23 protein-coding genes are annotated in these 26,021 nt (G+C 61.3%); 12 read left to right on the forward strand and 11 right to left on the reverse strand.

All coding sequences use genetic code 11. The features are described 5' to 3' along the window. The first annotated feature begins 40 nt into the window (after positions 1-40). The 3 genes from FIV05_RS05670 (at position 41) to FIV05_RS05680 (ending at position 6,261) form a co-directional block, all read left to right on the forward strand. Complete coding sequence (locus FIV05_RS05670) at positions 41-2,458, forward strand: ATP-binding protein (RefSeq protein ID WP_152508958.1); 2,418 nt, start codon at positions 41-43, stop codon at positions 2,456-2,458. Positions 2,459-2,747: 289 nt separating this feature from the next. Next, on the forward strand, positions 2,748-3,686 hold the full coding sequence (locus FIV05_RS05675) for a GNAT family N-acetyltransferase (RefSeq protein WP_152511829.1): 939 nt from the start codon (positions 2,748-2,750) through the stop codon (positions 3,684-3,686). 325 nt (positions 3,687-4,011) lie between these two features. After that, the gene (locus tag FIV05_RS05680) at positions 4,012-6,261 is read left to right on the forward strand and encodes a PBP1A family penicillin-binding protein (protein ID WP_152508959.1); all 2,250 of its coding nucleotides are present in this window, start codon (positions 4,012-4,014) and stop codon (positions 6,259-6,261) included. 262 nt (positions 6,262-6,523) lie between these two features. Here FIV05_RS05680 and FIV05_RS05685 read toward each other — a convergent pair whose 3' ends face one another. Together FIV05_RS05685 and FIV05_RS05690 are read right to left on the reverse strand one after the other, a co-directional pair. Beyond that, positions 6,524-6,961 (reverse strand): hypothetical protein, encoded by a 438-nt coding sequence (locus FIV05_RS05685; protein WP_152508960.1) that lies wholly within the window; start codon positions 6,959-6,961, stop codon positions 6,524-6,526. Between the two features lie 76 nt (positions 6,962-7,037). Beyond that, entirely contained in the window at positions 7,038-7,871 is an 834-nt protein-coding gene (locus tag FIV05_RS05690; RefSeq protein ID WP_173013781.1) for a LysR family transcriptional regulator, read from the reverse strand. An 87-nt stretch (positions 7,872-7,958) separates the two neighbouring features. On the opposite strand from FIV05_RS05690, the gene FIV05_RS05695 reads away from it, so the two are divergent. Together FIV05_RS05695 and FIV05_RS05700 are read left to right on the forward strand one after the other, a co-directional pair. After that, the gene (locus tag FIV05_RS05695; RefSeq protein WP_152508962.1) at positions 7,959-8,222 is read left to right on the forward strand and encodes a cyclase; all 264 of its coding nucleotides are present in this window, start codon (positions 7,959-7,961) and stop codon (positions 8,220-8,222) included. Further along, the gene (locus FIV05_RS05700; protein ID WP_152508963.1) at positions 8,219-9,103 is read left to right on the forward strand and encodes an EamA family transporter; all 885 of its coding nucleotides are present in this window, start codon (positions 8,219-8,221) and stop codon (positions 9,101-9,103) included. The genes FIV05_RS05695 and FIV05_RS05700 overlap by 4 nt, the downstream gene beginning before the upstream one ends. 10 nt (positions 9,104-9,113) lie before the next feature. On the opposite strand, the gene FIV05_RS05705 is transcribed toward FIV05_RS05700, so the two are convergent. The 7 genes from FIV05_RS05705 to rph all read right to left on the reverse strand — a co-directional run bounded on the left by FIV05_RS05705 (position 9,114) and on the right by rph (position 15,917). Continuing rightward, complete coding sequence (locus tag FIV05_RS05705) at positions 9,114-9,851, reverse strand: SprT family zinc-dependent metalloprotease (RefSeq protein WP_152511830.1); 738 nt, start codon at positions 9,849-9,851, stop codon at positions 9,114-9,116. A 209-nt stretch (positions 9,852-10,060) separates the two neighbouring features. Then, complete coding sequence (locus FIV05_RS05710) at positions 10,061-10,483, reverse strand: DUF2852 domain-containing protein (RefSeq protein ID WP_023002401.1); 423 nt, start codon at positions 10,481-10,483, stop codon at positions 10,061-10,063. A 164-nt stretch (positions 10,484-10,647) separates the two neighbouring features. Next, the gene (locus FIV05_RS05715; protein WP_152508964.1) at positions 10,648-11,340 is read right to left on the reverse strand and encodes a glycosyltransferase; all 693 of its coding nucleotides are present in this window, start codon (positions 11,338-11,340) and stop codon (positions 10,648-10,650) included. Between the two features lie 163 nt (positions 11,341-11,503). Then, positions 11,504-13,063 carry a polyhydroxyalkanoate depolymerase gene (gene phaZ, locus FIV05_RS05720; protein WP_286202299.1) on the reverse strand — a complete coding sequence of 520 codons (1,560 nt, stop codon included), beginning with the start codon at positions 13,061-13,063 and terminating at the stop codon, positions 11,504-11,506. 320 nt (positions 13,064-13,383) lie between these two features. Continuing rightward, positions 13,384-14,538 (reverse strand): radical SAM family heme chaperone HemW, encoded by a 1,155-nt coding sequence (gene hemW / locus FIV05_RS05725; protein ID WP_152511831.1) that lies wholly within the window; start codon positions 14,536-14,538, stop codon positions 13,384-13,386. Between the two features lie 15 nt (positions 14,539-14,553). After that, positions 14,554-15,192: an RdgB/HAM1 family non-canonical purine NTP pyrophosphatase gene (rdgB, locus tag FIV05_RS05730; protein WP_152508966.1), complete on the reverse strand. Its 639-nt coding sequence runs from the start codon at positions 15,190-15,192 to the stop codon at positions 14,554-14,556. An 11-nt stretch (positions 15,193-15,203) separates the two neighbouring features. Further along, positions 15,204-15,917, reverse strand: a complete 714-nt coding sequence (rph, locus tag FIV05_RS05735; RefSeq protein WP_023002406.1) for a ribonuclease PH — start codon at positions 15,915-15,917, stop codon at positions 15,204-15,206. A gap of 171 nt (positions 15,918-16,088) precedes the next feature. Here rph and hrcA point away from each other — a divergent pair, with 171 nt between their 5' ends. Both hrcA and FIV05_RS05745 read left to right on the forward strand, forming a co-directional pair. Further along, entirely contained in the window at positions 16,089-17,162 is a 1,074-nt protein-coding gene (gene hrcA, locus FIV05_RS05740; RefSeq protein ID WP_031269953.1) for a heat-inducible transcriptional repressor HrcA, read from the forward strand. A 96-nt stretch (positions 17,163-17,258) separates the two neighbouring features. After that, on the forward strand, positions 17,259-18,062 hold the full coding sequence (locus tag FIV05_RS05745) for a molybdopterin-synthase adenylyltransferase MoeB (RefSeq protein WP_152508967.1): 804 nt from the start codon (positions 17,259-17,261) through the stop codon (positions 18,060-18,062). Between the two features lie 140 nt (positions 18,063-18,202). Here the strand turns inward: FIV05_RS05745 and secB are convergent, their stop codons facing one another. Next, positions 18,203-18,703: a protein-export chaperone SecB gene (gene secB / locus FIV05_RS05750; protein ID WP_031269955.1), complete on the reverse strand. Its 501-nt coding sequence runs from the start codon at positions 18,701-18,703 to the stop codon at positions 18,203-18,205. Positions 18,704-18,901: 198 nt separating this feature from the next. Between secB and FIV05_RS05755 the strand changes: the two genes are divergently transcribed. The 4 genes from FIV05_RS05755 to FIV05_RS05770 all read left to right on the forward strand — a co-directional run bounded on the left by FIV05_RS05755 (position 18,902) and on the right by FIV05_RS05770 (position 24,733). Then, positions 18,902-20,308, forward strand: coding sequence for an ActS/PrrB/RegB family redox-sensitive histidine kinase (locus FIV05_RS05755; RefSeq protein WP_075283221.1), 1,407 nt, complete (start codon positions 18,902-18,904; stop codon positions 20,306-20,308). Positions 20,309-20,323: 15 nt separating this feature from the next. Further along, the gene (locus tag FIV05_RS05760; RefSeq protein WP_031269958.1) at positions 20,324-20,881 is read left to right on the forward strand and encodes an ActR/PrrA/RegA family redox response regulator transcription factor; all 558 of its coding nucleotides are present in this window, start codon (positions 20,324-20,326) and stop codon (positions 20,879-20,881) included. Between the two features lie 100 nt (positions 20,882-20,981). Beyond that, on the forward strand, positions 20,982-22,868 hold the full coding sequence (locus FIV05_RS05765; protein WP_152508968.1) for a hypothetical protein: 1,887 nt from the start codon (positions 20,982-20,984) through the stop codon (positions 22,866-22,868). A gap of 176 nt (positions 22,869-23,044) precedes the next feature. Further along, on the forward strand, positions 23,045-24,733 hold the full coding sequence (locus tag FIV05_RS05770; protein WP_152508969.1) for a methyl-accepting chemotaxis protein: 1,689 nt from the start codon (positions 23,045-23,047) through the stop codon (positions 24,731-24,733). Positions 24,734-24,811: 78 nt separating this feature from the next. Here the strand turns inward: FIV05_RS05770 and FIV05_RS05775 are convergent, their stop codons facing one another. Continuing rightward, a complete protein-coding gene (locus FIV05_RS05775; RefSeq protein ID WP_152508970.1) occupies positions 24,812-25,390 on the reverse strand; it encodes a TetR/AcrR family transcriptional regulator in 579 nt (192 codons plus the stop codon). A 169-nt stretch (positions 25,391-25,559) separates the two neighbouring features. Between FIV05_RS05775 and FIV05_RS05780 the strand changes: the two genes are divergently transcribed. Beyond that, positions 25,560-25,958: a RidA family protein gene (locus FIV05_RS05780; RefSeq protein ID WP_152508971.1), complete on the forward strand. Its 399-nt coding sequence runs from the start codon at positions 25,560-25,562 to the stop codon at positions 25,956-25,958. The last annotated feature ends 63 nt before the right edge of the window (positions 25,959-26,021 follow it).

The raw sequence follows: 26,021 nt of genomic DNA on the forward strand, positions 1-26,021 counted from the left end.
GCACTCTCAAGGCAACAGGATCTTGTAGAGAGTAGTTATCTTGGTCAGTCAAAACAGCGAACGCGCCGCCAATGCCGCGCCAGAAGCCGATGACACGCAGGACAAATTCTTTGCCGAAGAGCAAAAGCTCTCTTCTGCGGACACCGTAACTACAGACGAATATTCTTCCAGCATCTCGGATACCCTCGACGAGGAGGATGTCGGTCCCGAAGTCGGCCCAGGCCGCCGGGCAACCGATGCGCCCGTCTCCGCGCCTGCCAAATCGCTGCAGCATCTTGCCCTGGCGGGCATGATCATCGGCCTTGCCGCAGGTTTCATCATGGTTTCCGGCGAGGGCCTGAACCGGTTTCTCGGTCTTGGTCTGACCTTCTTTGCCGGCGGGCTGGCTGTCTGGCGGCTGTTCGCCGACGACATGCAGCGCTCGGTGCAGGCGTTACAGGTGAAGGATGACAAGATCCGCCGCCTGATGGCACGCTGCGAGGAACTGGAAGACCGCGCCTGGGAACTCGGCGAATCCGATGAACGTCACGCCAGCATTCTGGCAACGCTTGGCGATGTCGTCGTCCGGCGCGACCAGGACGGGACCATCACCTATGTGAACTCTGCTGCCGACGATGTGTTCGGGCTCGGACATGCCTTGCAGCCGGGCGCAACCCTGCATCTGCCGCTGCTTGAGGAAGTGGGCTTTGAAAGCGCCGTCACGCAGGCCCTGGACAAGACGACCCCGGGCATGGGTTTTCAGGATCTCCACATCGATACCGCGCAGGGCCCGCGCTGGTTCTCACGTATCGACATTCCGGTGCGCGATACCACGACGGATCGCCAGTTGGTGCAGACCGTTCTGCGCGACGTGACCGAGCGGCGCCTGATCGAAGAAGAACTGCTGGCTGCCCGTCATTCCGCCGAAAGCTCCAACGAGGCGAAGTCCCGCTTTCTTGCGACCGTCAGCCACGAGATCCGCACGCCGCTCAACGGGGTGCTCGGCATGGCCGCGCTCCTGCGCGACACCCGCCTGACCAAGGAACAGAGCGCCTATATCGAGGCGCTGGAAACCTCCGGCGAAACATTGCTGCTCCTGATCGATGAAGTGCTCGACTTTTCCAAGGTGGAGGCCGGCAAGCTCGACATTCAGGCCGCCCCGGTTCGGGTTGGCGCCCTGGTGGAAAGCGTCGTTGAACTGCTTGCCCCGAAGGCCCACGCCAAGTCGCTTGAAATCGGCTCCATGCTTGACCCGAACCTGCCGGAAGAGGTGACGCTGGACGCCACCCGTGTCCGCCAGATCCTCTACAATCTCATCGGCAACGGCATCAAGTTCACCGATGAGGGCGGCGTTGCCGTGGAACTGACAGGGCGTCCCAATTCGGACGGTGGCGGTTTTCTGGATATCGACGTGCGCGACAGCGGCATCGGCTTTGACGAACAGGAGGCCGAGCGGCTGTTTCAGGAGTTCGAGCAGGTCGACCATGGCCCGGCGCGCAAGTTCGGCGGCACCGGCCTCGGTCTGGCGATCGCCCAGCGGCTTGCCGGCCTGATGGGTGGCGAAATCGCCGCGCAGCCTTCCGAAGACGGCGGCGCGCAGTTCCGCGTTTCCTTGCCGATTCCCGAATCCCTCGTTGCCGACACGGATCCGCGCCTTGCCAAACTTGAGGGCCGCAGGATCGTGTTCGTCAGCACCAGCCAGATCGAATGCCCGCTGCTGGCCAGACGGCTGCAATATCACGCGGCCAATGTGTCCGTGCATGCCCCGGGCAGTTCGGATCTCGATGCCGCGCTGGCCGAGGCCGATCTACTGGTGGTCGACAACGGCGCCCTTTCCGACAGTGGCGGCTGGCTGGCCTCTGCCCGCCTGACCGGATGCAAGGCTCCAGCGGTTGTTATGATCGCCCCACCGGAGCGCGAGCGCCTGGAACATCTGCGCGAAGCCGGGTATGCCGCCTATTTGATCCGCCCGGTGCGGATCGAGACCCTGGTCCAGATCTTTTCCGGCCTGCTGGACGACGACGGCATTGAACACGCCTGGGACGCAAGTGCGGAGCCCGTCAGCAACGGCTTCCTGCCGAACCGCTACAAGGTTCCGGCCCGGCCGCTGCGCCTGCTCGTGGCGGAAGACAACGACATCAACCGCCTCTTGAGCGAAGCCATGCTGCGCAAGCTCGGCCATGTGCCGGTGATGGTGATCGACGGCGAAAAGGCCGTCGAGGAAGCCGCCAGCGGCGCTTACGACGCAATCCTGATGGATCTGCACATGCCAGGCCTCGACGGGTTCCAGGCCATTCGCCAGATCCGTTCCGACGAACAGGCCGCAGGCCGGGCCAATGTGCCGGTGCTGATCGTGACCGCCGACGTCATGAAGGATGCAAGGGACAAGGCGACCGAAGTGGGCGCTGCCGGCTATCTGACGAAACCGCTTTCCGTGGAAGCGATTTCCGACGCATTGGCTGAAATCAGCCGCGCCTGACGCAGCGAACTTTCCCTGTCGCGACAGCCGGAAGTGGAAACGCTTCCACCGGCGCTCGTAGAAATTCACAAAGCCGCAAGAGTGAGCTAAGCTTGCGCGTGGAAAACACGGCGCAAAAAACCGAGTGTCATCCAGCTGTCGGAATAGTATGTTCTACGGCAAGCTTGAAGCACACTGACCGGGTTCGGACGTAATGTTCCGGCGAAGGTAATTCGGCAAGTGAAACAGACGAGAACCTGTGAAACCTGTCAGTGCGCCATAAGGAATACACGAGGGTGGAATGTCCATAATGCGCCAAGGGCTTTTTTCTCCCAGGAAACTGGTCAGGAAATTCACACCGGCAATGCGTCCGGACGCCAACCTCCCCAACGCGCAGCGCGTCGGGCCAGCGCTGCAGACCCCAGTCAAGACCGGTGAAACGCTCGGCCGGATCGGCTCCCTGGAAGTGCGGATGGCCCGCAACTTCAAGGAAGTCAAAAAGGCGCAGCGCCTGCGCTATGACGTTTTCTACGAGGAAATGTCGGCCATTGCCGATGCGCATACGCTGGCAACCCGCCGTGATGCCGACCCCTTCGATGCCTATTGCGATCACCTTCTCGTGGTCGACCACGACTTGCAGAAGCGCAACAAGCTGGGCCGCCTGAAGCCTGAAATCGTCGGAACCTACCGGATCCTGCGCCAGGAAATCGCCGATCAGCATGCCGGTTTCTATACCGCCGCCGAATACGACATCCAGTCGCTGATCGACGCAAACCCGGGCAAGCGCTTCATGGAACTCGGCCGGTCCTGCGTTCTGAAGCCTTATCGCAACAAGAAAACCGTCGAGCTTCTGTGGCACGGCATCTGGTCCTATGTTCTGCGCCACAACATCGATGTCATGCTCGGCTGTGCCTCGATCGAAGGCACCAATCCGGATGCCATCGCCGGCCAGCTCGCCTTCCTGCATCACAATGCCCGCGCCCCGGAAGAATGGCGCGTGCGCGCGGTGGAAGACAGATACGTCGAAATGAACCGCATGCCGGCCGAGGAACTCAATTCCAAGGAAGCGCTGCGGGCCCTGCCACCGCTTGTGAAGGGCTATCTGCGCCTCGGCGCGTTCATAGGCGACGGGGCGGTGATCGATCACCAGTTCGGCACGACGGATGTGCTGATCATCATGCCGGTGTCCGAACTCAACACGCGCTACGTCAATTATTACGGCGCTGACGCAAGCCGCTATTCCAGCTAGATCCGGCACTGCTGCCAGGCTTTCCTTCGTCCTCCCGGCCAGGCTTGACCCTTAACCGGGGTTGCGGAGGCACAAGTCTTTGCATTTCTCCTGCGTTTGAGCGGCATTCGGTTCCCGGTGCTGCGGGTTTGCTGCCTTTTGTGCGGATGGATATGGAGCCATACCGCGCCGCCTGTAGCTGAACATCCTGTCGTCTTGCCCGTGCAAAAGCCCGTAGCCTTAACGCCCCCTTAAATCGCCGCAATTTAAGCTCATCTCCGGGGAAACCGGCGTTTGCCGGATAACGCCAACCCTGGTTGGTACGGAGTTAGGGGACGAAGGATCAATGGCGCCTCGGGCGAAACGCCAGCCGCGTGTTGAACCGACATTCGGAAATTCAGGCAGTAGCCTGCTCGACCTGCGTTTAAGCCCGCAGGACCGTCCAGCTGCGCCTTCTTCCAAGTCGTCCGGCAAGGGCAAGACCCGCAAGGCTCCAGCCAAGAAAAAACCCGGATCCTCGCCCCGCAAGACGGCCAAGAACGGCAACGGCAATGGCCGAGGCAACGGTAGGGGCGGCGGCCGGTCCGGCGCCAAGCGGCGCAAGGCCAAACGCAAGAACAGGTTCCAGGCCCCGACTGCGTTCGGCCGCCTTCTCAAGCGCGGCTTCTACTGGAGCATGGTGCTCGGCATCTGGGGCACCATCGCCGTTGTCTGCCTGGTCGGCTATTACGCCGCCTTTCTGCCGCCGACCTCCGAATGGCAGGTTCCGGCGCGACCGCCAAACGTCAAGATTGTCGCCGCCAATGGCGAATTGCTGGCAAACCGCGGAGACACCGGCGGTGAAGCCGTGCGCCTGGAGCAATTGCCGCCCTATCTGCCCAATGCCGTCATCGCCATCGAGGACCGGCGCTTCCGCTCCCATTTCGGTGTCGACCCGATCGGCCTGGCCCGTGCCGTCTACACCAACTTCACCTCCGGCCGCCTGCAGCAGGGCGGCTCGACGCTGACCCAGCAGCTTGCCAAGAACCTGTTCCTGGAACAGGATCGGACGATCAAGCGCAAGATCCAGGAACTGGTGCTCGCCTTCTGGCTGGAGGCCGAATACTCCAAGGACGAGATCCTGGAAATGTACCTGAACCGGGTCTATCTCGGCTCCGGCGCCTATGGCGTGGACGCCGCCGCCCGCAGGTACTTCGGCAAATCGGCACGGCTTCTGACCATTCCGGAAGCCGCCACCATCGCAGGCCTGCTCAAGGCGCCGTCGCGCTATTCGCCCGCCCGCAATCCGGACCTTGCTGAAGACCGCGCCCAGCTTGTGCTCGCTGCCATGAACGAGGAAGGCTACATCACGGGCGATGAAGCCAAGAACGCCCTGGCCGCGCCCGCCAAGGTGGTGCGCCGCTACACCACCGCCAGCGAGAACTATGCCGCCGACTGGGTGATGGACGTGCTGCCGCATTTCATCGGCTCGATCGAGACCGACATCGTGGTCGACACAACCATCGACCCGAAGATGCAGCGGGCTGCCGAACAGGCGCTGCGCAGCGCCTTGAAGGAAAACCGCGAGAAATACGGCGTCTCCCAAGGGGCTGTCGTGACGCTGGACACCGCGGGTGCCGTGAAGGCGCTGGTTGGCGGGGCCGATTATTCCAAGAGCCAGTTCAACCGCGCGGCCTACGCCAAGCGGCAGCCGGGCTCGTCCTTCAAGCCGTTCGTCTATCTGGCCGCGCTTGAAAACGGCCTTTCGCCCCAGACCATCCGCCAGGACCAGCCGGTCCGGTTCGGCAACTGGTCACCCCAGAACTATTCCAAGGATTACTACGGCCCGGTGACGCTGACACGGGCGCTCAGCCTGTCGCTGAACACGGTGGCCGCGCAGCTGACCTATGAGGTTGGCGCGGGAACCGTTGCCGACACGGCCAAACGGCTGGGTGTCACCTCGGAAATGAAGAACAACCTGTCGATCGCGCTCGGCACCTCCGAAGTTACGCCGCTGGAAATCGCCGGTGCCTATGTGCCGTTCTCCAACGGTGGCTATGGCGTGCTTCCGCATGTGATCCGGCGGATCAAGACCGTGGACGGCAAGACGCTTTATTCCCGCTCCGGCGATGGACGCGGCCGCGTCATCGACCGCCGTCTGGTCGGCGAAATGAACATGATGATGTCGGAAACCCTGGTAACCGGCACGGGCCGCAAGGCACGGCTGGAAAGCGGGCGTCCCGCCGGGGGCAAGACCGGCACCAGCCAGGATTTCCGTGACGCCTGGTTCATCGGCTATACGGGCAATCTGACCACCGCCGTCTGGTTCGGCAATGACGACAACTCACCGACGCGCAAGGCGTCCGGCGGCGGGCTGCCCGCCACTGTCTGGAAAGAGGTGATGGATGCCTCCCACGAGGGCTTGCCCGTGGCAGACCTGCCCGGCGTGCCGGATGTTCCGGCGACCGTCTCCGCCCCACGCAAGCCCGGCCCGGTGGAAACCGTCGGCTCCGGCAGCGAACCGATACCGCCAGCCCCCATAGGTGGTGGCGGCGAAGGCAACGGCGAACGCCGCGGCCCGCTGAACCTGCTGCGCAATCTGTTTGGTGGCGGCTGATCCGGGCACTGTTGTTCACGGCTCATAAGACCGTGTTTGAGGCTTCAGCCGGTGGAACTGCGCGTTCCGACCGTGTGTGTGCAGCCCATCCTTCGAGACAGGCTTTCAGCCTTCCTCAGGATGAGGTTCACTATGTTGATCTTCCCTGGCCTTCAACACACATCTTCCTCATCCTGAGGAAGGCCAGAGGCCAGTCTCGAAGGATGGGCCACTTGCTCCATTTCTCAGAAATACCTGCGACACATATCCGTAAATTCCGCCCTCAGCACTGATGGCTGTAGGTGAACACCAGCGTGTCGGTGGTGTAGCGGCCGGTGGGGCGGCACTGGTTGAAGACTTCACGGGTGCCGGTGACCGTAACCTGAAGCTGGTCGCCGCGCACCGGACCTTCGACGAAATATTCCAGCGGCGAACCCGGACAGTATTTGGAAAACACCCGGGCGGTGCCGGAATACCAGTTGCCGTTCTTGGCGCCGTTGAAGAGCAGCGTGCCACGCTGGACGCCGGCGTTGCGCAGGACCGGTTTCGGAACTTCGTAGGACAGCCAGCGCTGATTACCCTGCGCCTGAAGCCTCATGAGTGAGCCGTTGTGGTTCCAGCAGCTGTCGGCCATGGCCTGACCGGAGAACGTCAGTCCCGGCAGGGCCAGGCCCAGCAAGGCCAGCGCGGCGCCTTTGATCGGATATCTCAAGCTTTTCATGTTGCATCTCCCGGCTTCCCCTTCGGAATCGAAGCAGATTCTCCCGTGTTTGCAACTGGTTTTGCCCGGCCGCCGCTTACCCTTTTGCCTCCAGAAGCCCCTGCAGACCTTCGCGCACATAGGGCAGGTATGTTTCCCCCACCGGCGTTCCGGCGACGATGCGAAGTTCCAGGTGTGGCAGGGCAGGCAGCGAGGTGACTGTGGGCAGGTCGGCGGCATGGAACCCGGCGAGGGCCGGAGCCACGGCGATACCGGCACGGACAGCCGCCTCGATGACGATAAGGCCGGACACGGTGGCCTTGGTCGTCCATTTCACGGCGCTCGTGTCCAGCGCGGAAATGGCGGCATCGCGCATGGCACATCTGTCGGCATAGACCGCAAGCGGCAGGGCATTTTGCGATGTTGAAAGCGACGCGCTGCCGAGCCAGACAAGCGGCACGCTGGCAACAAGGTCACCGGTCCGGCCCCGCTGGGGCGACACCACGATGGCAAGATCGTACCGGGAGCCGAGACTTGCCAGAAGCATCTGCGAGGAGTGGGTTTCCAGATCGAGAGAGCAGGGCTCCGGGCCGGCTTCCAGCGCTCTCAAGACAGGCACGAGGCCATAGGCGGCGATGTCGTCCGTTGCGCCAATGCGCAGGTACGGCAACACCGAAGCCCCGCGCGCGGCTGATACCGCCTCGCGGTGCCGGGCCAGCAGGCTGCAGGCATGGCTGTAGAAGGTCTGTCCCGCCGGCGTCATCTCGACCGAACGGGTGGAGCGGTTGAACAACTGAACACCGAGTTCGGCTTCCAGGCCCTTTATCTGCTGGCTGACGGCAGACTGGGTCCGCCCGACATCCTCGCCGGCGGCGCGGAAGCTTTGCCGTTCACAGACAGCGACGAAGGTGCGCAGGACATGTTCATCCATTGAGTAATTTTTCTTTTCAATAAGTCCAGAACAATTAATTTCACAATAGGACCAATGGTTGGCTATGTCCATTTGAGGAGACAAGCCATGACACACATCCAGACAAATGACGAAAAACGGGTCTGCTTCGATTTCGAGATCGATTTCTCGAACGGTGGCGGCATTCAGGGGCAGGGCTTCCGGCTCGACATTCCCGGAAAGACCATCTCGGACGACGAACTTGCAGACTACATTGTGCGCGACATGCGGCTGTTGATGGTCGGCGAGGTGCGTATCCTCAACAAGACGATCATTACCGAAGCGCACAAGCGCCAACCGGCGGCGGAAGACCGGACGGAGACCCGGCCTTGAAGGGCCGGGACATTTTGCTCGCGCTTGTTGTGGTGTCGGTGTGGGGATTCAATTTCGTGGTGATCAAGATCGGTCTGCAGGAACTGCCGCCGATCCTGTTTGCCGCGTTGCGTTTTGCCCTGGCAGCTTTTCCGGCCGTCCTTTTCCTGAAGCGGCCGCGCACGTCGATGAAGCTGGTTGTCCTGTTCGGCCTGTTCATGTTCGCGCTGCAGTTCGGACTTCTGTTTGCCGGCATGCACCTTGGAATACCGGCAGGACTGGCCTCGCTTGTGCTGCAGGTTCATGTGTTCATCACGATAGCACTGGCCGTTGCCTTTCTGGGTGAAACAGCCAGTCCGGCGCAGATTGCCGGAGCCATGCTGGCGACCGCAGGCCTTGGCCTTGTGGCATTCAACCTGACGGGCAGTACAACGCTGACCGGGCTTGGTCTGGTCGTTCTGGCCGCCTGTTCCTGGGCTATCGCCAATCTTGTTACCAAGCGCATCGGCACCGTTGATCTGCTGTCGCTGGTTGCCTGGGGAAGCCTTGTGGCTCCGCTGCCGCTGTTGCTGCTGTCGGCGTTCGTCGAGGGTCTCGACGTCTACCGGCAGGTCCATGAAACCGTTTCGTGGCAGGGGCTGTTAGCTCTGGTCTACATCGTCTACCCGACGACCTTGCTGGGCTTTTCGGTGTGGAGCGGCCTTCTGGCAAGATATCCGGCGGCGACCGTGGCGCCCTTCACCCTTCTGGTACCGATCGTAGGCATGCTCTCAGCCGCCCTTGTTCTGGGCGAGCCCCTGCAGCCGTGGAAACTGGGCGCGGCAGCGCTGGTGGTGTCGGGTCTTTGCGTCAACCTGTTCGGTTGGCCATCTGCAGCGCGCCTGCGCCGGTCGGGCGGCTAGGAAGGCAATTTCAGCCGTATCCGTGCAGGCGAACCCCGTTCTGCTTCAGCCAGACGCGGGCCTTCGGTGTTTGCGGGGCAAGCTGTTCGCACAGGCGCCAGAAGCGCGCCGAGTGGTTCATTTCCTTCAGATGCGCCACCTCGTGGGCTGCGACATAATCGAGGATATCCGTTGGCGCCAGAATGAGCCGCCAGGAAAAGGAAAGTCGTCCGTTGGAGGCGCAAGATCCCCAGCGGCTGGTGGTGTCGCGAATGCTGATGGCCGCGACCTTCTTGCCGATGGCTGCGGCGTGGAGTGTGGTGCGGGCAGAGAGGTCCGCCCGGGCCTGTTCCTTCAGCCAGGTGGTGACCTTGCGCGGGATGTGGTCCTCAGCACCCGGCACGAACAGCGCCGGCAATCCGGCGTCGTTCCGGCCAAGGGTAATCAACCCGCGCAGCTTGCCGGTTGGCACGATGACGTGATCCTCTCCTCGCAGGGGCACGATTTCCCCGGGCAGAAACGTGACGTGGTCCGCCCTGTCCTGCAGACGCTCTATCAGCCAATCGATGTGCTGGCGCGCGAACCGCTCGGCACGGGCAAGATCGCCGCCCTTGGGGACGGTCAGCACCGGACCGGACCTGTCGGCCGGCAGACGCAGAAGATACCGCTGCGCGCGCGGATTGGCCTTGAGGCGGATGCGCACGGCACTGGCACCGGTCTGGATCTCGATATGGTCGGGCAGCGTTTTCTTGCCGGCGCGGAGAAACATCAAGGGCGAAGGTCCATCGAATCAGTTGTCTTGATTTTAGCGAATTTGCGAGCGATTTCGCGGCAATTCTAAAGGGGGAAATTGAATGAGATTCCGGCTTTCTGAAGGCCGGCTGCAATTTTGGCTGTCCTGAAACGGACAAGAGCGGCGCCTTTTCAGGCGCCGCTCTTGGTCTGGCCGTCGGGGAACGGGTCCGGGAGGAGGAGACTTTACAGCGGTGTGGCTTCGTCGCCAGTGCTGCGGCCCCGGTTGGCCATGAAGCGGTCGAATTCTTCCTGATCGCGCGCGCGGCGCAATTCACGGAGGAAATCATCGAACTCGGCGCGCATGGTGTCGAGCTTGGCACGCTCTTCTTCCAGTCGCTTCAGTTCGCGCTCGCGATAGTCGTCAAATGCGACGTTGCCCGTGCGGGCATAGGCAGTCGTATTCATCTGCTCGAAGGCTCCCTTCAGCGGGCTGCCCCGCCACTGATCTTTCGCATCGCGGAGCATGCCTTCAAAGCGGTCGCCCCACAAAATGTAGGCAAGCATGGCAAGGCCAAGCGGCCAGAATGCCACGAAACCCAGCACCATCAGGCCGATAGTTACCGGCGTCCAGGCAGGTTTGATCATGCAACTTTTGGCTGTTGTCATCGTCCTATCCATTTCAGACATCCACGACTTTCCAAGTGGGGACGATTGCAGGCTCCTTCAAGGATTCGTGACAGGGATCACAGAATTCCGGCAAGGAAAAACCCGGCCCGCAAAGTTGCGGACCGGGTCTACTTCATTGATTCATATGTAAAATGCGAAACGGATCAGTCGAATGGGCCGTCGATCACATGTTGCGCCGAATAGTTCGCCAGAAGCTTCTCGCGGTGCCATTCAGCCGCCATCGGCGCGTTGGCATATTCGTGGAAGCAGGGCGTGCCGAGCGTGAAGTGAAGAAGTTTCGCGTCGGGGTTGGGGCCGAATTCATCCGGCAGCCAGTTCCATTCCTTCGGCAGCTCGCCGACGACTTCGTCGTCCAGCCAGGTGAACCGGTGCAGCTGCGCGCCGGTGGCATTCATCACGAAGTCGGGCGTTACCACCTTGTTGGCCGGGTGACCGCAGTTCCACAACACCACGCTGGACCAGTTCTTGCGCGGGTAGTTCTCGTTCTTCGAGCCGAGATATTTGGTGGTCTGCCGGGTCTGATAGTCGTGGTGGACACACATGACCGCCTTGCTCTCGTCGCGCATGGCGAACAGCTTGGCAATGTCGTCCCGCACGATCATGTCGCCGTCCATGAACAGCGCCCAGCCGTTGTAGTTCATCAGGCTCGGGATCAGGAAGCGGGTGTAGATGAAGTGATTGGACCCGTCGGTATGGGTCTCGTTGTAGGTCTTCAAATTGTGCAGCGACAGCGGCGTAATCGCCAGCACGTCGCTCGAAAGCCGGGTCAGGCTATTGGCGCAAACATGATAGGCAATCGCTTCACGCGGATCGAAACCAATAAAAATATTGAGCACTACTGAAACCTCCGGCCTCGCTGTCTGACCGGCACTTGTATTGGGCCGAAAGGCCAGAATCAATAGCAGCAGGCAGGCTGCCGCCAGAAACCGGACTTTTTGGGACAAGTTAAAGGCACGCGGCCAAAGGCACCCATGGAGGGAGCCTTTACCGATGCTAGTTTCAGCTCACCGTTTCGGAAAGCTGGCGGGCCTGTTCGATCCAGTTGTCCCGGGCGATACGGCCACGGAAATCCAGCTTGGTGTCCAGGGCCTCGATCTGCTCTTCCGTCAGGCCGGCGATTTGCCAGAAGTGGAAGATACCGGCTTCGTTGAGAGCCGATTCCAGTTTCGGGCCGACACCGCTGATCGATTTCAGATCATCTGCGGCACCGTCCGGCTTGGTCAGCAGAATGCTCTCCAGCGAATTGCCACTGCTCTTTGCAACCGGTTTGGCCTTGGCAGGCGCTACTTTCGCAGCCGGTGCGGCAGCAGGCGCAGGAGCCGGGGCAGCGGCCTTGGCGACCGGTGCCTTGGCGGCAGGCTTGCGCAGGTCGGTGCGGTTGGAGCGGATGAAATCCATGACCCGCGGCGCGATCTCGGACCGCCAGCGCGATCCGTTGAAAACGCCGTAGTGGCCGACATTCGGCTGCTCGTAATGCGCTTTCATGTCGTCGTCCAGACTGGTGCAGAGCGCATGCGCCGCCTTGGTCTGGCCCCGGCCGGTGATGTCGTCCTTCTCGCCTTCAACGGTCAGAAGGGCGGTACGGGTAATCTTGCCGCAATCGACCAGACGGCCATTGTGCATCATGGTGCCGTTCGGCAGCGCGTGCTCGATAAACACCGTTTCGACGGTCTGCAGATAGAATTCGGCCGTCAGGTCCATGACGGCGAGATATTCGTCATAGAAGTCGCGGTGTTTTTCGGCGTTGTCGCCGTCGCCTTCCACCAGATGCTGGAAGAAGTCCCGATGCGCGGTCACGTGACGGTCGAGGTTCATGCTCATGAACCCGGAAAGCTGCAGGAAGCCCGGATAGACGTCCCGCATGAAACCCGGATGCGGGAAGGGAACCTTCATGACGACGTTGTTCTTGAACCAGTCTATGCCCTTGGAAACCGCCAGGTCGTTAACCGCCGTCGGCGCCACGCGGGTGTCGATCGGTCCGCCCATCAGCGTCATCGTGGAAGGTACATAGGGGTCTTCGCGGTCTTCCATGACAGCAACGGCTGCCAGCACCGGCACAGACGGCTGACACACGCCCAGAATGTGCGTGTCCGGACCGAGGAAGTGCAGCATCGAGATGATATAATCGATATAATCATCAAGATCGAACTTGCCTTCCTGCACGGGAACCATGCGGGCATCGATCCAGTCGGTGATGTAGACATCCGCATTCGGCATCAGCGCTTCCACAGTGCCGCGCAGCAGCGTGGCGTAGTGGCCGGACATCGGCGCGACGATCAGGATCTTCGGATCGTTGCGGTGCGTCGTGACCCCGCGTTCGAAGTGGATCAGGTCGCAGAACGGACGGCTCCAGACGCTGACTTCACGTACAGGAACGCGCACACCGCTGACGGTGGTTTCCTTGAGACCGAACTCCGGCTTGCCGTAGCGGCGCGTCGTGCGTTCAAGCACTTCGCAGCCGGCAGCGATCGAACGGCCGTAGCTGGTATGAGTCAGCGGATTCAGCGGGTTCTGGAAGTAGAGCCGGGTCATGTCGGCCAAAGCTCTGAAGGGCGCCATCGCGGCGTGGTTCAGTTCGTAAAGGTGGTAAAACGGCAAAGACGTCTCTCCTTTGCTGAACCAATTGGTGCCGGCCCCATTGGCATTGTTCGTAAACATTTTTTTCGGCCCGTCTCTTCTTACACCATCTATTGCATTGCAACAGGATAGCTATGCCTGTTGCAGCCCGCAATACTTCTAATTGGTATGTGAATACGCGCCTAAGTGCTCAGGATCGCGGCGAAAGACATTTTCGCACCAAATCACTGTGCAATGCAAAAGACCCAATAGAACATTTAAATCAATTTGGTAGCATTATATTAACGGCGTTCCAGAACGGCTCAGGCGGCCAGATCTGCGACCACCGCATCGAGCACGAAAAAACCTTCTCGGGTTGCGCGAATGCGGTTTTCCCCGATTTCTTCCACCATGCCATGCTCGATCAAGGCTGCCAGACGAAGCGGATCGATGGAGCGGCTCGCATAACGTTCGTAGCGTTTCAGGTCGATACCTTCGGTCAACCTTAGTCCCATGAGCAGGAATTCGTCGCCCTGCTCCTCTTCGGAAAGGCCGGCGTTTTCGGTCAATGCCTGACCATGGCTTTCGACATTTTCCAGCCAGGTTTCCGGATGGCGCTCGGTCGCAGTCGCAAGCTTGCTGGCACCCACCGTGATGCGCCCATGGGCACCGGGCCCGACGCCGACATAATCGCCGTAGCGCCAGTAGACCAGGTTATGCCGGCATTCAGCGCCCGGACGGGCGTGGTTGGACACTTCATAGGCGGGCAGACCGGCAGCGGCGGTCACATCCTGCGTCAGTTCATAGAATTCGGCGCCGAGATCCTGATCCGGCATCTTCAGCTTGCCGGCGTGAAACAGCGTATGGAAGGGCGTGCCTTCTTCGATCGTGAGCTGGTAGAGCGACAGGTGGTCGGCCGCGAGTGCGATGGCCTCGTTCAGTTCCTGTTCCCAACCGGCTAGTGTCTGACCCGGCCGGGCATAGATAAGGTCGAACGACAGGCGCGGGAAGGTTGCCCGCGCGGTTTCGATGGCGGTGCGGGCTGTGCGCGCATCATGCAGGCGGCCAAGCAGTCTCAGATCCGTATCGATGAGCGACTGCACGCCCAGCGAGACCCGGTTGACACCTGCTGCCCGGTAGCCGCGAAAGCGCTCGGCCTCGACCGACGAAGGATTGGCCTCCAGCGAAATCTCAACATTTTCGTCCATCGACCAGCGATCGGAAACCGCCTTCAGGATACGGTCCACCGTCGCCGGCTCCATGAGCGAAGGCGTGCCGCCGCCCAGGAACACGGACTGAACCGTCCTGCCCTTCGTCAAATCGGCGAAATGAGAGAGTTCCCGTTCGAACGCGGCCGCGAAACGGGCCTGGTCGACCGGCTGGTGACGGACATGGGAGTTGAAGTCGCAATAAGGGCATTTGGCCGCGCAGAACGGCCAATGAATATAAATGCCGAAGCCTCCTTCGGCTGCCCCCACGCCTGTCACGTCTTTTTATCCTTCCAGGCAGCCGGCAGAAAAGAGCTGGAATGCCCGCGCCCTGTGTGAAAGGGCGGATCCTTCCTTCGACCAGCCGTGCTTTTCTTCCGAGGTCATTTCGCCGAAGGTCCGCTCATGGCCATCCGGCTGGAAAACCGGATCGTAGCCGAAGCCCTGCGTACCGCGAGGCGGCCAGACGATCTGTCCCTCAACCTCGCCGCGGAAGAACTCTTCGCTGCCGTCCGGCCAGGCCAGGCACAACACGGCAACAAAGGATCCCCGGCGCTTGTCGTCCGTCGTTGCGCCAAGGGTCTGAAGCTTTTCCTCGACCGTGCGCATGGCCATCGCGAAGTCCTTGTCAGGCCCTGCCCAGCGCGCGGAATAGATGCCCGGATCGCCGTTCAGTGCCGCAACGCAGAAGCCGCTGTCATCAGCCAGGGCCGGCAAGCGGGAAGCCTTGGCCGCCGCATGGGCCTTGATGGCTGCGTTTTCCTCGAACGTGACACCTGTCTCGTCCGGTTCCGGCAGGTCCAGCTCTCCGGCGGACATCACTTCGAAGCCATAAGGCTGAAGCAGTTCGTTGATCTCGCGGATCTTGCCCTTGTTGTGGCTTGCGACAACCAGTTTGCCCGGTTCCAGCTTGCGATGGCTCATGGTTTGCGCCCTTAGAGAATGGCCATTTTCTGAAGATCGACCAGCTTGCCGATGCCCAGCTTGGCCAGGCCCATGAGCTTGCCGAATTCTTCTTCGGAGAACGGTGCACCTTCGGCCGTTCCCTGGATTTCGACGATGCCGCCGGACCCTGTCAGAACGAAGTTGGCGTCGGTCTCGGCGGTGCTGTCCTCGGCGTAGTCGAGGTCGAGCACCGGAGCACCTTCGTAGATGCCGCAGGAGATCGCGGCAATGTGATCCTTCAGGACCTCGCCGGAGACCATGTCACGGGCCTTCATCCACTCGATGCAGTCGCGCAGGGCAACCCAGGCACCGGTGATGGACGCAGTGCGGGTGCCGCCATCGGCCTGGATGACGTCGCAGTCCACCGTGATCTGGTTTTCGCCGAGGGCTTCCAGATTGACGACGGCGCGCAGCGACCGGCCGATGAGACGCTGGATTTCCTGCGTCCGGCCGGATTGCTTTCCGGCACTGGCTTCGCGGCGCATGCGGTCGCCCGTGGCGCGCGGCAGCATGCCGTATTCAGCCGTCACCCAGCCGCGGTTCTGTCCGCGCAACCAGGGCGGAACCCGCTCTTCCAGGCTGGCGGTGCACAAAACGTGGGTGTCGCCGAACTTGACGAGGCAGGACCCCTCGGCATGTTTGGAGACCCCGCGCTCCAGTGTGACCGCACGGAGTTCATCGGCTGCGCGTTTGGACGGACGCATGCATATCCCTTTCGACTTTCGTTCCGGAAAAACCGCCGTTTCTCCAGTGTATTCGTTGGGGCCTTGTAGACCCCAACTTCCTTCGCCGTAAAGGCCTTGCGTTGTGATACTTCACGCAAGCCCCCTTTTGCGCCTATATCTTTTTGATGAAAGCCCGGTCGACCCCGGTGAGTGGTCACATTCGGAGAACAAGCCTTGAGCCTCAGCGACCTCGACAAGAGATCCCGTGAAATCTTCCGTTCGATCGTGGAAACCTATCTGGAGACCGGCGAACCCGTCGGGTCCCGGAACGTTTCGCGCAAGCTCGGCATTTCGCTGTCCCCTGCCTCGATCCGCAACGTGATGTCTGATCTAGAGCATATGGGCCTGCTGCATTCGCCTCATACCAGCGCAGGCCGGCTGCCGACCGAAATCGGGCTTCGGTTCTTCGTCGACGCCCTTCTGGAAGTGGGCGACCTGACCCAGGACGAGCGCCGGGCGATCGATGCCCAGGTGCGGGCCTCGCAAAAGGCGAATTCGGCCGAGCAGGTGCTGACGGAAGCCAGCCAGATGCTGTCCGGCCTGTCCATGGGCGCCGGCGTTGTCTTGACCCACAAGTCGGACATGCGGCTGAAACACATCGAGTTCGTGCGCATCGAACCGCTGAAAGCCTTGGCGATCCTCGTCAGTGAAGACGGGTCCGTCGAGAACCGCGTTGTCGATCTGCCGGGCGACCTGCCGTCATCGGCTCTGGTGGAGGCCAGCAACTACCTGAATGCCCAGATCAAGGGCCGGACCCTGTCGGAAATCCGCTCCGAACTGGAAAAGGTCCGCGATGCGGACCAGGCCGAACTGGATCTCTTGAGCCAGAAGGTCATTGATGCGGGTCTTGCGGTCTGGGGCGGCGAAAGCGCCACCGATCCGGGCACGCTGATCGTGCGGGGCCGGTCCAATCTCCTGACCGATCTGGATGCCGTCGAGGATCTGGAGCGCATTCGCCTGCTGTTCGACGATCTTGAAAGCAAGAAGGATCTTATCCAGTTGCTGGGTCTTGCCGAACAGGGCGACGGGGTGCGCATATTCATCGGCTCGGAGAACAACCTGTTCTCGCTGTCCGGATCCTCCCTTGTGGTGTCGCCCTACAGGGACAGCAACCAGCGCATCGTCGGTGTTCTCGGCGTGATCGGACCAACCCGGCTGAATTATGCAAGGGTGATCCCGATGGTCGACTACACCGCCCGGCTGGTGAGCCGCATACTCGGATAAACCTGCCGGAGACCGGATTTCCCGAGCGGGCGCGGGCTTGACCTGCCGCCGCCGCCACCCCCATGTGTACCCGAGACCAGCCAGACAGGACCTGACATGCTTTCGCCCGCCGAACTGGAACGCTACGCCCGCCACATCGTGCTGCAGGAGATCGGCGGCGCCGGCCAGCAGAAGCTGAAAAATGCCCGCGTGCTGGTGATCGGTGCCGGCGGCCTCGGCGCGCCGGTGCTGCAATATCTGGCAGCCGCCGGAGTCGGCACGCTCGGCATTGCCGACGACGACACGGTGTCTCTTTCCAACCTGCAGCGGCAGGTGATCCACGATACCGACCAGCTGGGTGAGCCCAAGGTCGCAAGCGCGGCAGAAGCGATTGCGCGACTGAACCCGAATGTGAAGGTCGAACCGCACCCGACCCGCCTTGCCGGCCACAATGCCATGCAGCTTGTGTCCCGCTACGATCTGGTGGTGGACGGATCGGACAATTTCGACACCCGCTACCTGGTGTCCGATGCCTGCTTCTTTGCGCAAAAACCGCTGGTGACGGCCGCCGTCGGCCAGTTCGACGGCTCGTTGACCACCTTGAAGCCCTTTGAAACCGGCCCGGACGGCACAGCCAACCCGACCTACCGTTGCCTCTTCCCGCAAAAGCCGCGCGACGGCTTGCTGCCGACCTGTGCCCAGGCCGGCATCCTGGGGGCATTGACGGGCATCATCGGCGCCATGCAGGCCATGGAAGTCCTGAAGGAACTGACCGGAACGGGCGAGGGGCTGGTTGGACGGATGATCCTCTTCGACGCCAGAACCGTGCGCATGGAAACCATTCGCTACAAGCGTTCGCCGAAGAACCCCCTGAACGGCGACAATCCGAAAACATGGGCGGAGCTGCTGGAGGAGGCGTGACACGAGATCGCCCTCCCGCAGGGCGTGAGAAACCTGCTGTTGGCCGCTTCCCTCAAGTCTGACCGGACAGTCTTTCGGGCAAACAAAAACCCGCCCCGGTTGCCCGGGACGGGTTCCGTGAAACTGTGGTCTAAAAGACCTTAGTTCGGCTTCTGCTCGGTTGCCTGCTGGGCAGCGGCCTGCTGGGCCATGTTCTGGCGGTAGAGCTGAGCGAAATCGATCGGGTCGAGCATCAGCGGCGGGAAACCGCCGTTACGCGTGGCTTCGGAGAGGATGTTGCGGGCGAACGGGAAAATCATGCGCGGGCACTCGATCATCACGAACGGATGCATGTGCTCTTTCGGCACGCCGGTGATCTTGAACAGGCCTGCGTAGACCAGCTCGACGTTGAACATCACCATGTCCGGGCGTTCTGCCTTGGCGGTCAGGGTCAGGACGACTTCAAACTGATCGTCACCGATCTGCTGGGCACCGACGTTGACGTTGATATCGAGCTTCGGCTGGTCGCCCTGTGCCAGGGAGCGCGGCGCATTCGGGTTTTCGAAAGACAGGTCCTTGATGTACTGGCCAAGGATGTGCATGCCCGGCGCTGCTGCGCTTTCCGCCTGCGGCTGAGCGCCGCCGTCATTGGTGTCGGTCATCATCTCATTCCGTTGCGCGGTGCTGATCTGAAATGAAGAGCTATTAAATCCCTCCGGCTGGCCGCCGGCCCGCGTGATCCGGACAGCCGTGTTAGCGGGTGGCTACCACTTACGCCTTGTCGGCACAAGAGCCCCGGCCTTGCCAGCCGCCGGAATCCGCTTCAAAAGGGGGAAGTTGCCGTTCTCCAAGAAGTCCAGATGCACGAACAACCGACATCCAATATCACCCTGCCGCACCGGCGCCTGAAACTCGACACGCTGGTGCGCCTGCGCTGGCTTGCCGTGGGCGGCCAGTCCGCAGCGCTCCTGGTCGTGCATGTCGGTCTGGGCTATCCGACGCCGGCCGGACCTGCCTTTGCCATGGTGGCCCTGTCCGCCTGGCTCAACATCTTCCTGAAGATCCGCTGGCCCTCGGCCATGCGCCTGTCGGAACGCGCCGCAGCCCTGCAGCTTGCCTATGACATCCTGCAGATGAGCGGGCTTCTGTTCCTGACCGGCGGTCTGGGCAATCCATTCGCGTTCCTGCTGATGGCGCCGGTGATGGTGTCCGCGACGGGCCTGTCGGCCCGTTACACGGTGATCCTCGGCATTCTGGCCACGGTTTGCGCCAGCCTGGTTGCGGTTTTCCACCTGCCTCTGCCATGGCCGGTGGGTGACGACTTCTCGCTTCCGATCGTCTATTCCGTCGGCATCTGGACCGCGCTCGTCTCCACGCTCGGTTTCATGGCGATCTATGCGTTCCGGGTGGCCGAAGAGGCCCGCCAGATGGCGGACGCGCTTGCGGCAACCGAACTCGTGCTTGCCCGCGAGCAGCATCTAAACGCACTTGACGGGCTGGCAACCGCGGCCGCGCATGAGCTCGGCACACCGCTCGCCACCATCTACCTGGTGGCCAAGGAGCTGTCGGACGAATTCGAGGCAAGCGACCCCAGGGCCGAGGACGTGGACCTGATCCGCTCACAGGCCGAGCGCTGTCGGTCGATCCTGCGTCAGCTCACGAGCCTGTCGAGCGAGGAAGACCGGACCTACCAGCGCATGCCGGTGTCGCAACTGCTGGAAGATGTTGTCGATCCGCACAGGGGCACGGGTGTTGCGATCCACTCCACCGGGTCCGGAACCGGCGCCGAGCCGGTGGGCACACGAAACGCGGCAATCCGTTACGGACTTGGCAACCTGCTGGAAAATGCGGTCGACTTCGCCAAGACCCGCGTCGATGTGTCCGCCAGTTGGGACGAAACGACACTCTCGATTTCCATCAAGGACGACGGCCCCGGTTTTTCGGTCGAAATTCTGGGCAAGATCGGTGATCCCTACGTTTCCGTGCGCGGCGGAAAGTCGCCGCAACGCGGCACCGGCGGAGGGCTTGGCCTTGGCATCTTCATTGCCAAAACCCTGCTGGAACGCACGGGTGCCAAGCTGCATCTGGAAAATTCGGCCCCACCCCAGACAGGGGCTCACATCCGCGTAAGCTGGCCGCGCAAGGTGTTTGAACAGGACGGCAGAGTGGACGAAACGGCTTTTTCACCCCATAACGGCAATAAAGCGCAAACAATGCATGCTGTGCCCGTGAATCCATCCGGGGTGCAGGAGAAGACGCAAGAATAAGACCGGTAGAGCCAAATGACGGACCAGACACCTGCCCTGAACAGTTCGGAGGACATGACCCTCCTGATCGTTGACGACGACAAGCCGTTTCAGCAGCGCCTCGCACGCGCCATGGAAAAACGCGGCTTTACGACGGAAACAGCCGACAGTGTTCAGGACGCAGCCGGCAAGATTGCCCAGAACGCCCCGGCCTTCGCCATTGTCGACATGCGGCTTGAAGACGGTAACGGTCTTGATGTCATCGAACAGCTTCGCCAGCGCCGTCCGGATGCCCGCGCCATCGTGCTGACCGGATACGGCAACATTGCCACAGCGGTCACGGCGGTCAAACTGGGGGCTATCGACTATCTCGCAAAGCCCGCCGATCCGGACGATATCGTTGCCGCGCTTGCGCGCAAGCCCGAAGACAAGGCGCAGCCGCCGGAAAATCCGATGTCGGCCGACCGGGTCCGCTGGGAGCATATCCAGCGGGTGTACGAGCTTTGCGACCGCAACGTTTCGGAGACCGCGCGCCGGCTGAACATGCACCGCCGAACCCTGCAAAGGATCCTGGCAAAGCGCGCGCCGCGCTGAGAAAGCCGGGGCTTCCCGCCATTGCGGGCTTGCCCTTAGACTGCCACTTTGCCTAAGTATTCCCAAACGGTGATAACCTGCGCTCCCACGGAGATCGCTTATGCGGCTTGATGCTGCCCATGCTCTTGTTACCCCCGCGCTGAAATCCGGCCTGCTGGCCGCGTGCAGCGTGGTTCTTATGATGTCGGCTTTGCCTGCACAGGCTCAATCGGTTCCCGAAACCGTGCGCATCAACGTGGAACCGCCGCAACCTGGCATCCGGTCCATCACCGTGAACAAGAAATACCGGCCGATCATCAGCCGCGACGACAAGGGTGTGGTCATCGACACGATGGGCAGCGACAACAAGTTGCCACCCTGTGACGTCAAGCTTGAAGTCACTCTGGAAAACAGCCGCGTCCTGCATCGGGATGCCAGCTTCTGCTCCGGCGGCACGCTTGTGGTCGACGTCTCGAACGACGGCAAGCCGGGCGCGGTCGCCCGCATCGTCGGTACAACTTCCGGAACGGCCGCCGGCCCGGTTTCCAATGCTCCGGCGGCAACACAGTCTTCCCAGCAGGATCGACCTGCCGAAGGACAGCAGACCGCTTCCAACTCCAACGGATCATCGACCCCATCCGTCGAGGAAATCAAACCGCCTGCCGAAGAGGGCGGACTGAAGCCGCTCGACCAGGTCGATACTCCCATTTCCACACCTGGCACCGAAACGGCCTCCCTGCCTGATGACATCGACACGGTTACCGGTGACGGTTATCCGGGTGCCGCCAATTCCGAGCCGGTTCTGGTGAGCCCGAACGAGGCGCGCGAGTGGCTGGCCGAACCGGGTACGCAGCCCGGAACACCATCGCTGCTTCAGCACGCCGTTGCGCAAACCGACGACCGGGATTTCCGGGCCGATTGCACCACCCAGTCCGGGTTTGCCAAGATCACGTTCCAGCAGGCTCCTGCCGGACTTCTGGAAGGCATGCCGCAGGCCGTGCGCATTTCCGCAGGCGAATTCGACAGCGTCTACAATGCTTTCGGCTCCTCCAGCGCCAATGAAGCCGGCATATCGCTGCCCGAAGTCAATATTGAAATGACCGACCCGCTGTGGGAGGCCATGATCAAGCAGTCTGCCCTGTCGATCGCGGTCGAAGGCCTGCCTGCACACGAAGTTTCGCTGAAAGGCAGCGCCAACCCGGTGCGCCTGTTCGTTGCCACCTGCGCCCAGCCTCAGCAGATCGTTTCGGACGATGCCTACGGCAGCGGTGCAGAAGAAGCGAACTCGGATCTTTCCTGCTCCGAGGCCGGCCGGGTGCGGTCGGTCGAAGCCGTCCGGCCTGGTCAGATCGTGTTCCGCAACGCCAGCCGTCAGCCCATCGAAGTGAGCTGGGTGGATTATCGCGGCGGCGAGCGGCCCTACGCGCGCCTGGAACCGGGGCAGATCCTGGAACAGCAGACCTATGTTTCCCACGCCTGGACCGTGCGCGGCTCCAGTGGCGAATGCCGGGGTATTTATGTCACCAAGACCCCGTACCGGGAGGTCGTGATCAACGGACCGGCAAACTTCGGTGCCCCCGGTAACAACGGCTTTGGTAACAACGGGTTCGGCAACAACGGCTTCGACAACAATGGCGGCACCTGGGGAGCACCCAACGGTGGCGGCTTCGACGGTCAGCCCGGCAACGATTTCCCGTCCGGCCCCGTCCCCCCGGGATCCATCGAAGGCTCAAACCAGCCGAATTTCCAGCAACAGCAACAGCAGACGGCTCGCGCCAATGTGGCCGACTACCTGTGCACCGCCGGCATTGACCTGAATGTCGTGTTTTCGCCGGACATGCAGTCCGCAACCGTTGCCGAAATGGGCTATGGCGCAGTCACCCTGCAGAGACAGGGCAGCGCCAACACGTTCTATTACGAATCCCAGGGGCATGTGCTGAAGGGCCAGGTTCAGAATGCCACCTGGTCCCGTCCCGGATTGCGGGACGTGTTCTGCGCCCGCAGATAGATTTCAGACACACCTGTAAAAAACGACAGGTTTTATACTTGGTAGAAATCCGGACTGTCTGACAGTTTTCGGTGCCCTAATCGTTTTAAGGGCATAAATCTGCTGTCTTCTTAAGCATTTGGTCAATTATTGAGAGGAAATCTTGTCGGACAGAGTTCGATAGGAATCACTTAACCATGTCCTTCGCCCGTTGGCCCATTACCTGGAAGATCAGCCTCCCGATCGCAACCATCCTGCTGTTTACAGCCGCGATCTGCGTGGTGAGCCTCAACAGCCTCTATTCGGCGATGTTCGCCGAACGTCTCAAGAAGATCGAGGAAATTTCCGATAGCGCGGTTTCAATCGCCGCCTATTACCACGGCCTGGAAAAAGGCGGGCAGATGAGCCGCGAGGAAGCGCAGACCGCAGCCCGCGCCGCCATCGGTGCCATCCGGTTCGAAGGCGACAACTATGTCTTCGCCTATGACTACCAGGGCATGAACCTGATCCACCCGAACGCCAAGCTGGTCGGCACCAACATGATTGGTTTTTCCGACCAGACGGGTGTGAAGATCGTTGCCGAACTGATCAAGGATGCCAAGGCCGGCGGCGGATCGCTGCTTTACTACTGGCCGCGCGCGAACGGCGAGGTTCCGGTTGAAAAATACGGCTGGGGATCCGGCTTCGAGCCGTGGGGCTGGATGGTCGGCACGGGGGTTTATGTTGACGACCTCGACGAAGCCTACTGGAGTGCTGCCACCGCGATCATCGCCCTGGCCCTGGTCGGCGCCCTGATCGCCATCGGCATCGCTGTTGTTGCTGTTCGCAACACGGTCCGCCCGCTGCGGGCTCTGACCGGCAACATGAGCCTCCTGGCAGAAGGCAACACCAGCATCACGATCGACGGTACCGACCGCGGCGACGAGATCGGCCAGATGGCAAGCGCCATGGAAGTTTTCGTCCGGAACGAAGCTGCACGGCGCGAGCTTGAAGAGCAGCAGAATTCCAGCCAGGAAGACGCTGCCCGCAAGGGAGCCGAAATCCAGCAGCTCAGCGGCGACTTCGATCGTCAGATCATGGAAATGCTCAACATCATCGACAGCTCCGTGCAGAACCTGCAGGCTGCTTCCGCCGACATGACCGGCGTCGCGGCACAGACCACGGAACAGAGCGGCCGCGTTTCCAACGCCTCCTCCCAGGCAGCCCACAACGTTGAAACCGTTGCGGCTGCGGCGGAAGAACTGTCGGCCTCGGTCAACGAAATCCGCCGTCAGGTGCAGTCTTCCAGCGAGATTGCGGCCCGCGCTGCCGGAGAAGCCCAGGCAACCAACCAGCGCATGCATGGCCTTTCCGAAAGCGCCAGCCGCATCGGCGAGGTCGTGAACCTGATCCAGGCGATCGCCGAGCAGACCAACCTCCTGGCGCTTAACGCGACCATCGAGGCGGCACGCGCAGGCGAAGCCGGCAGGGGATTTGCGGTCGTTGCGGCGGAAGTCAAGGAACTGGCCACACAGACCTCCAAGGCAACCGAGGAAATCTCCAGCCAGATCACGGCGATCCAAGATGAGACCGGTCATGCGGCCAGCGCCATCTCCTCGGTTACAGAGATCATCAACAACATGAACGAAATCGCCTCGTCCATCGCTTCTTCCGTGGAAGAGCAAGGCGTTGCGACGCAGGAAATCGCCAGCAACGCGACCGAAGCTTCGCGTAGCACGGTTGAAGTGACCACGAACATCGAGACCGTTGCAGCGGCTGCCGAAAACACCCGCGATACAGCGGAAAAGGTCGACAGCTCAGCCCAGCAGCTGAAGGAAAATGCTTCGATGCTGCGCAATCAGGTCGGCACCTTCCTGCAGGAAGTCCGCAAGCGCTCCGTGGCCTAAGGTCCGGACACCAGACTCAAGAAGCCCGCAGTCCCTCAAAGGCTGCGGGCTTTTTCGTGTCTGCTTCCAAGTGGTATGTCAGCCCGGCGGGGTCGTCAGAAGGCCGTCTCCAAGAACCTTGAAAGCGTCGATCGCCTTCTTCAGGTCCGCTTTCGGGTCATCGCTTGCCGCAATCCAGAGTGCGGCATTGAAGGCAGCACCGTTCAGAAGCCGCGCAGCGGCTTCCGCGTCAACGGGTTTCACCAGACCTTCGGCGATCAGACGTTCAAGCGCACTGGTTGTTGTCTGCAGGCAAACATTCTGGCTCGGCCACTGTGACGGATCGCCAAGTACGGATGGTCCGTCCAGCAGCACGATACGCTGCACTTCCGGCTTCAGAGCCATCTCGATATAGGCGATGCCTTCTGCCATGAGCGACTCCCATTCGCTCCCGCCAAGCCGGCTGGCGGCTTCCTTGGCTTCGGCTGCAATTTCGCCATCGAGCTGATTGACCACCGCCTGCAGAAGGCCCTTCTTGTCTCCGAAATTGTGATAAAGCGCGCCGCGCGTCAGGCCGACAGAAGCGGTCAGTTCATCCATGGACGCAGCCGCGTAGCCCTGTTCGGCAAAGGCTTTTCGCCCTGCCGCTATCAGCTTTGCCCGCGTTTCCTCCATCATTTCGGCTCGTTTTCCCGGCGCCATCCTTACCTCGCAAATTCGCATACGCCGCGTATGTGAGTTGACATACGGCGCGTATGTGAGTTATTCACATACGCAGCGTATCTCAATAAGCGCTCCCCGTTAAGCCTGGTTTCACACCGAAACTCCAACCCTGAAAGGACAGAACATGACCAAGAGCCAACCCGTTTTCCCGGAGGGTCGTCACGCCCTTTATGACACGCATAAGTATTCGGCCGCTCTTCGCTCCGGCGACCTTCTTTTTGTATCCGGTCAGGTCGGCAGCCGCGCAGATGGCACGCCTGAACCAAACTACGAAGATCAGGTGCGCCTGGCCTTTGAAAACCTGCAAGCCGTGCTCAAGGCGGCTGGCTGCGGACTGGACGACATCGTCGACGTCACGACCTTCCACACTGACCCGGAAAACCAGTTCGAGAGCCTGATGAAGGTGAAGGACGAGGTTTTCGAAGAAGCGCCTTATCCGAACTGGACGGCTGTCGGCGTCAACTGGCTGGCCGGTTTCGATTTTGAAATCAAGGTCATCGCACGAATTCCCGACGACGCCTGACGCTTTTTCGGCAGACCTGCCTTCCGGGTTCATCGAGCCTGAAGGCAGGCCGGACCGAAACCA

This window comes from Labrenzia sp. THAF191a (assembly GCF_009363335.1).
Classification (GTDB): domain Bacteria; phylum Pseudomonadota; class Alphaproteobacteria; order Rhizobiales; family Stappiaceae; genus Roseibium; species Roseibium algicola.

What these genes read in the sequence shown, in the direction of transcription:
- FIV05_RS05675 (WP_152511829.1), top strand. Translation starts at nt 2,748, where the DNA reads ATGCGCCAAGGGCTTTTTTCTCCCAGGAAACTGGTCAGGAAATTCACA.
- FIV05_RS05680 (WP_152508959.1), top strand. Translation starts at nt 4,012, where the DNA reads ATGGCGCCTCGGGCGAAACGCCAGCCGCGTGTTGAACCGACATTCGGA.
- FIV05_RS05685 (WP_152508960.1), bottom strand. Translation starts at nt 6,961, where the DNA reads ATGAAAAGCTTGAGATATCCGATCAAAGGCGCCGCGCTGGCCTTGCTG.
- FIV05_RS05690 (WP_173013781.1), bottom strand. Translation starts at nt 7,871, where the DNA reads ATGGATGAACATGTCCTGCGCACCTTCGTCGCTGTCTGTGAACGGCAA.
- FIV05_RS05695 (WP_152508962.1), top strand. Translation starts at nt 7,959, where the DNA reads ATGACACACATCCAGACAAATGACGAAAAACGGGTCTGCTTCGATTTC.
- FIV05_RS05705 (WP_152511830.1), bottom strand. Translation starts at nt 9,851, where the DNA reads ATGTTTCTCCGCGCCGGCAAGAAAACGCTGCCCGACCATATCGAGATC.
- FIV05_RS05710 (WP_023002401.1), bottom strand. Translation starts at nt 10,483, where the DNA reads ATGACAACAGCCAAAAGTTGCATGATCAAACCTGCCTGGACGCCGGTA.
- phaZ (WP_286202299.1), bottom strand. Translation starts at nt 13,063, where the DNA reads ATGGCGCCCTTCAGAGCTTTGGCCGACATGACCCGGCTCTACTTCCAG.
- rdgB (WP_152508966.1), bottom strand. Translation starts at nt 15,192, where the DNA reads ATGAGCCATCGCAAGCTGGAACCGGGCAAACTGGTTGTCGCAAGCCAC.
- rph (WP_023002406.1), bottom strand. Translation starts at nt 15,917, where the DNA reads ATGCGTCCGTCCAAACGCGCAGCCGATGAACTCCGTGCGGTCACACTG.
- FIV05_RS05745 (WP_152508967.1), top strand. Translation starts at nt 17,259, where the DNA reads ATGCTTTCGCCCGCCGAACTGGAACGCTACGCCCGCCACATCGTGCTG.
- secB (WP_031269955.1), bottom strand. Translation starts at nt 18,703, where the DNA reads ATGACCGACACCAATGACGGCGGCGCTCAGCCGCAGGCGGAAAGCGCA.
- FIV05_RS05755 (WP_075283221.1), top strand. Translation starts at nt 18,902, where the DNA reads ATGCACGAACAACCGACATCCAATATCACCCTGCCGCACCGGCGCCTG.
- FIV05_RS05760 (WP_031269958.1), top strand. Translation starts at nt 20,324, where the DNA reads ATGACGGACCAGACACCTGCCCTGAACAGTTCGGAGGACATGACCCTC.
- FIV05_RS05765 (WP_152508968.1), top strand. Translation starts at nt 20,982, where the DNA reads ATGCGGCTTGATGCTGCCCATGCTCTTGTTACCCCCGCGCTGAAATCC.
- FIV05_RS05770 (WP_152508969.1), top strand. Translation starts at nt 23,045, where the DNA reads ATGTCCTTCGCCCGTTGGCCCATTACCTGGAAGATCAGCCTCCCGATC.
- FIV05_RS05775 (WP_152508970.1), bottom strand. Translation starts at nt 25,390, where the DNA reads ATGATGGAGGAAACGCGGGCAAAGCTGATAGCGGCAGGGCGAAAAGCC.
- FIV05_RS05780 (WP_152508971.1), top strand. Translation starts at nt 25,560, where the DNA reads ATGACCAAGAGCCAACCCGTTTTCCCGGAGGGTCGTCACGCCCTTTAT.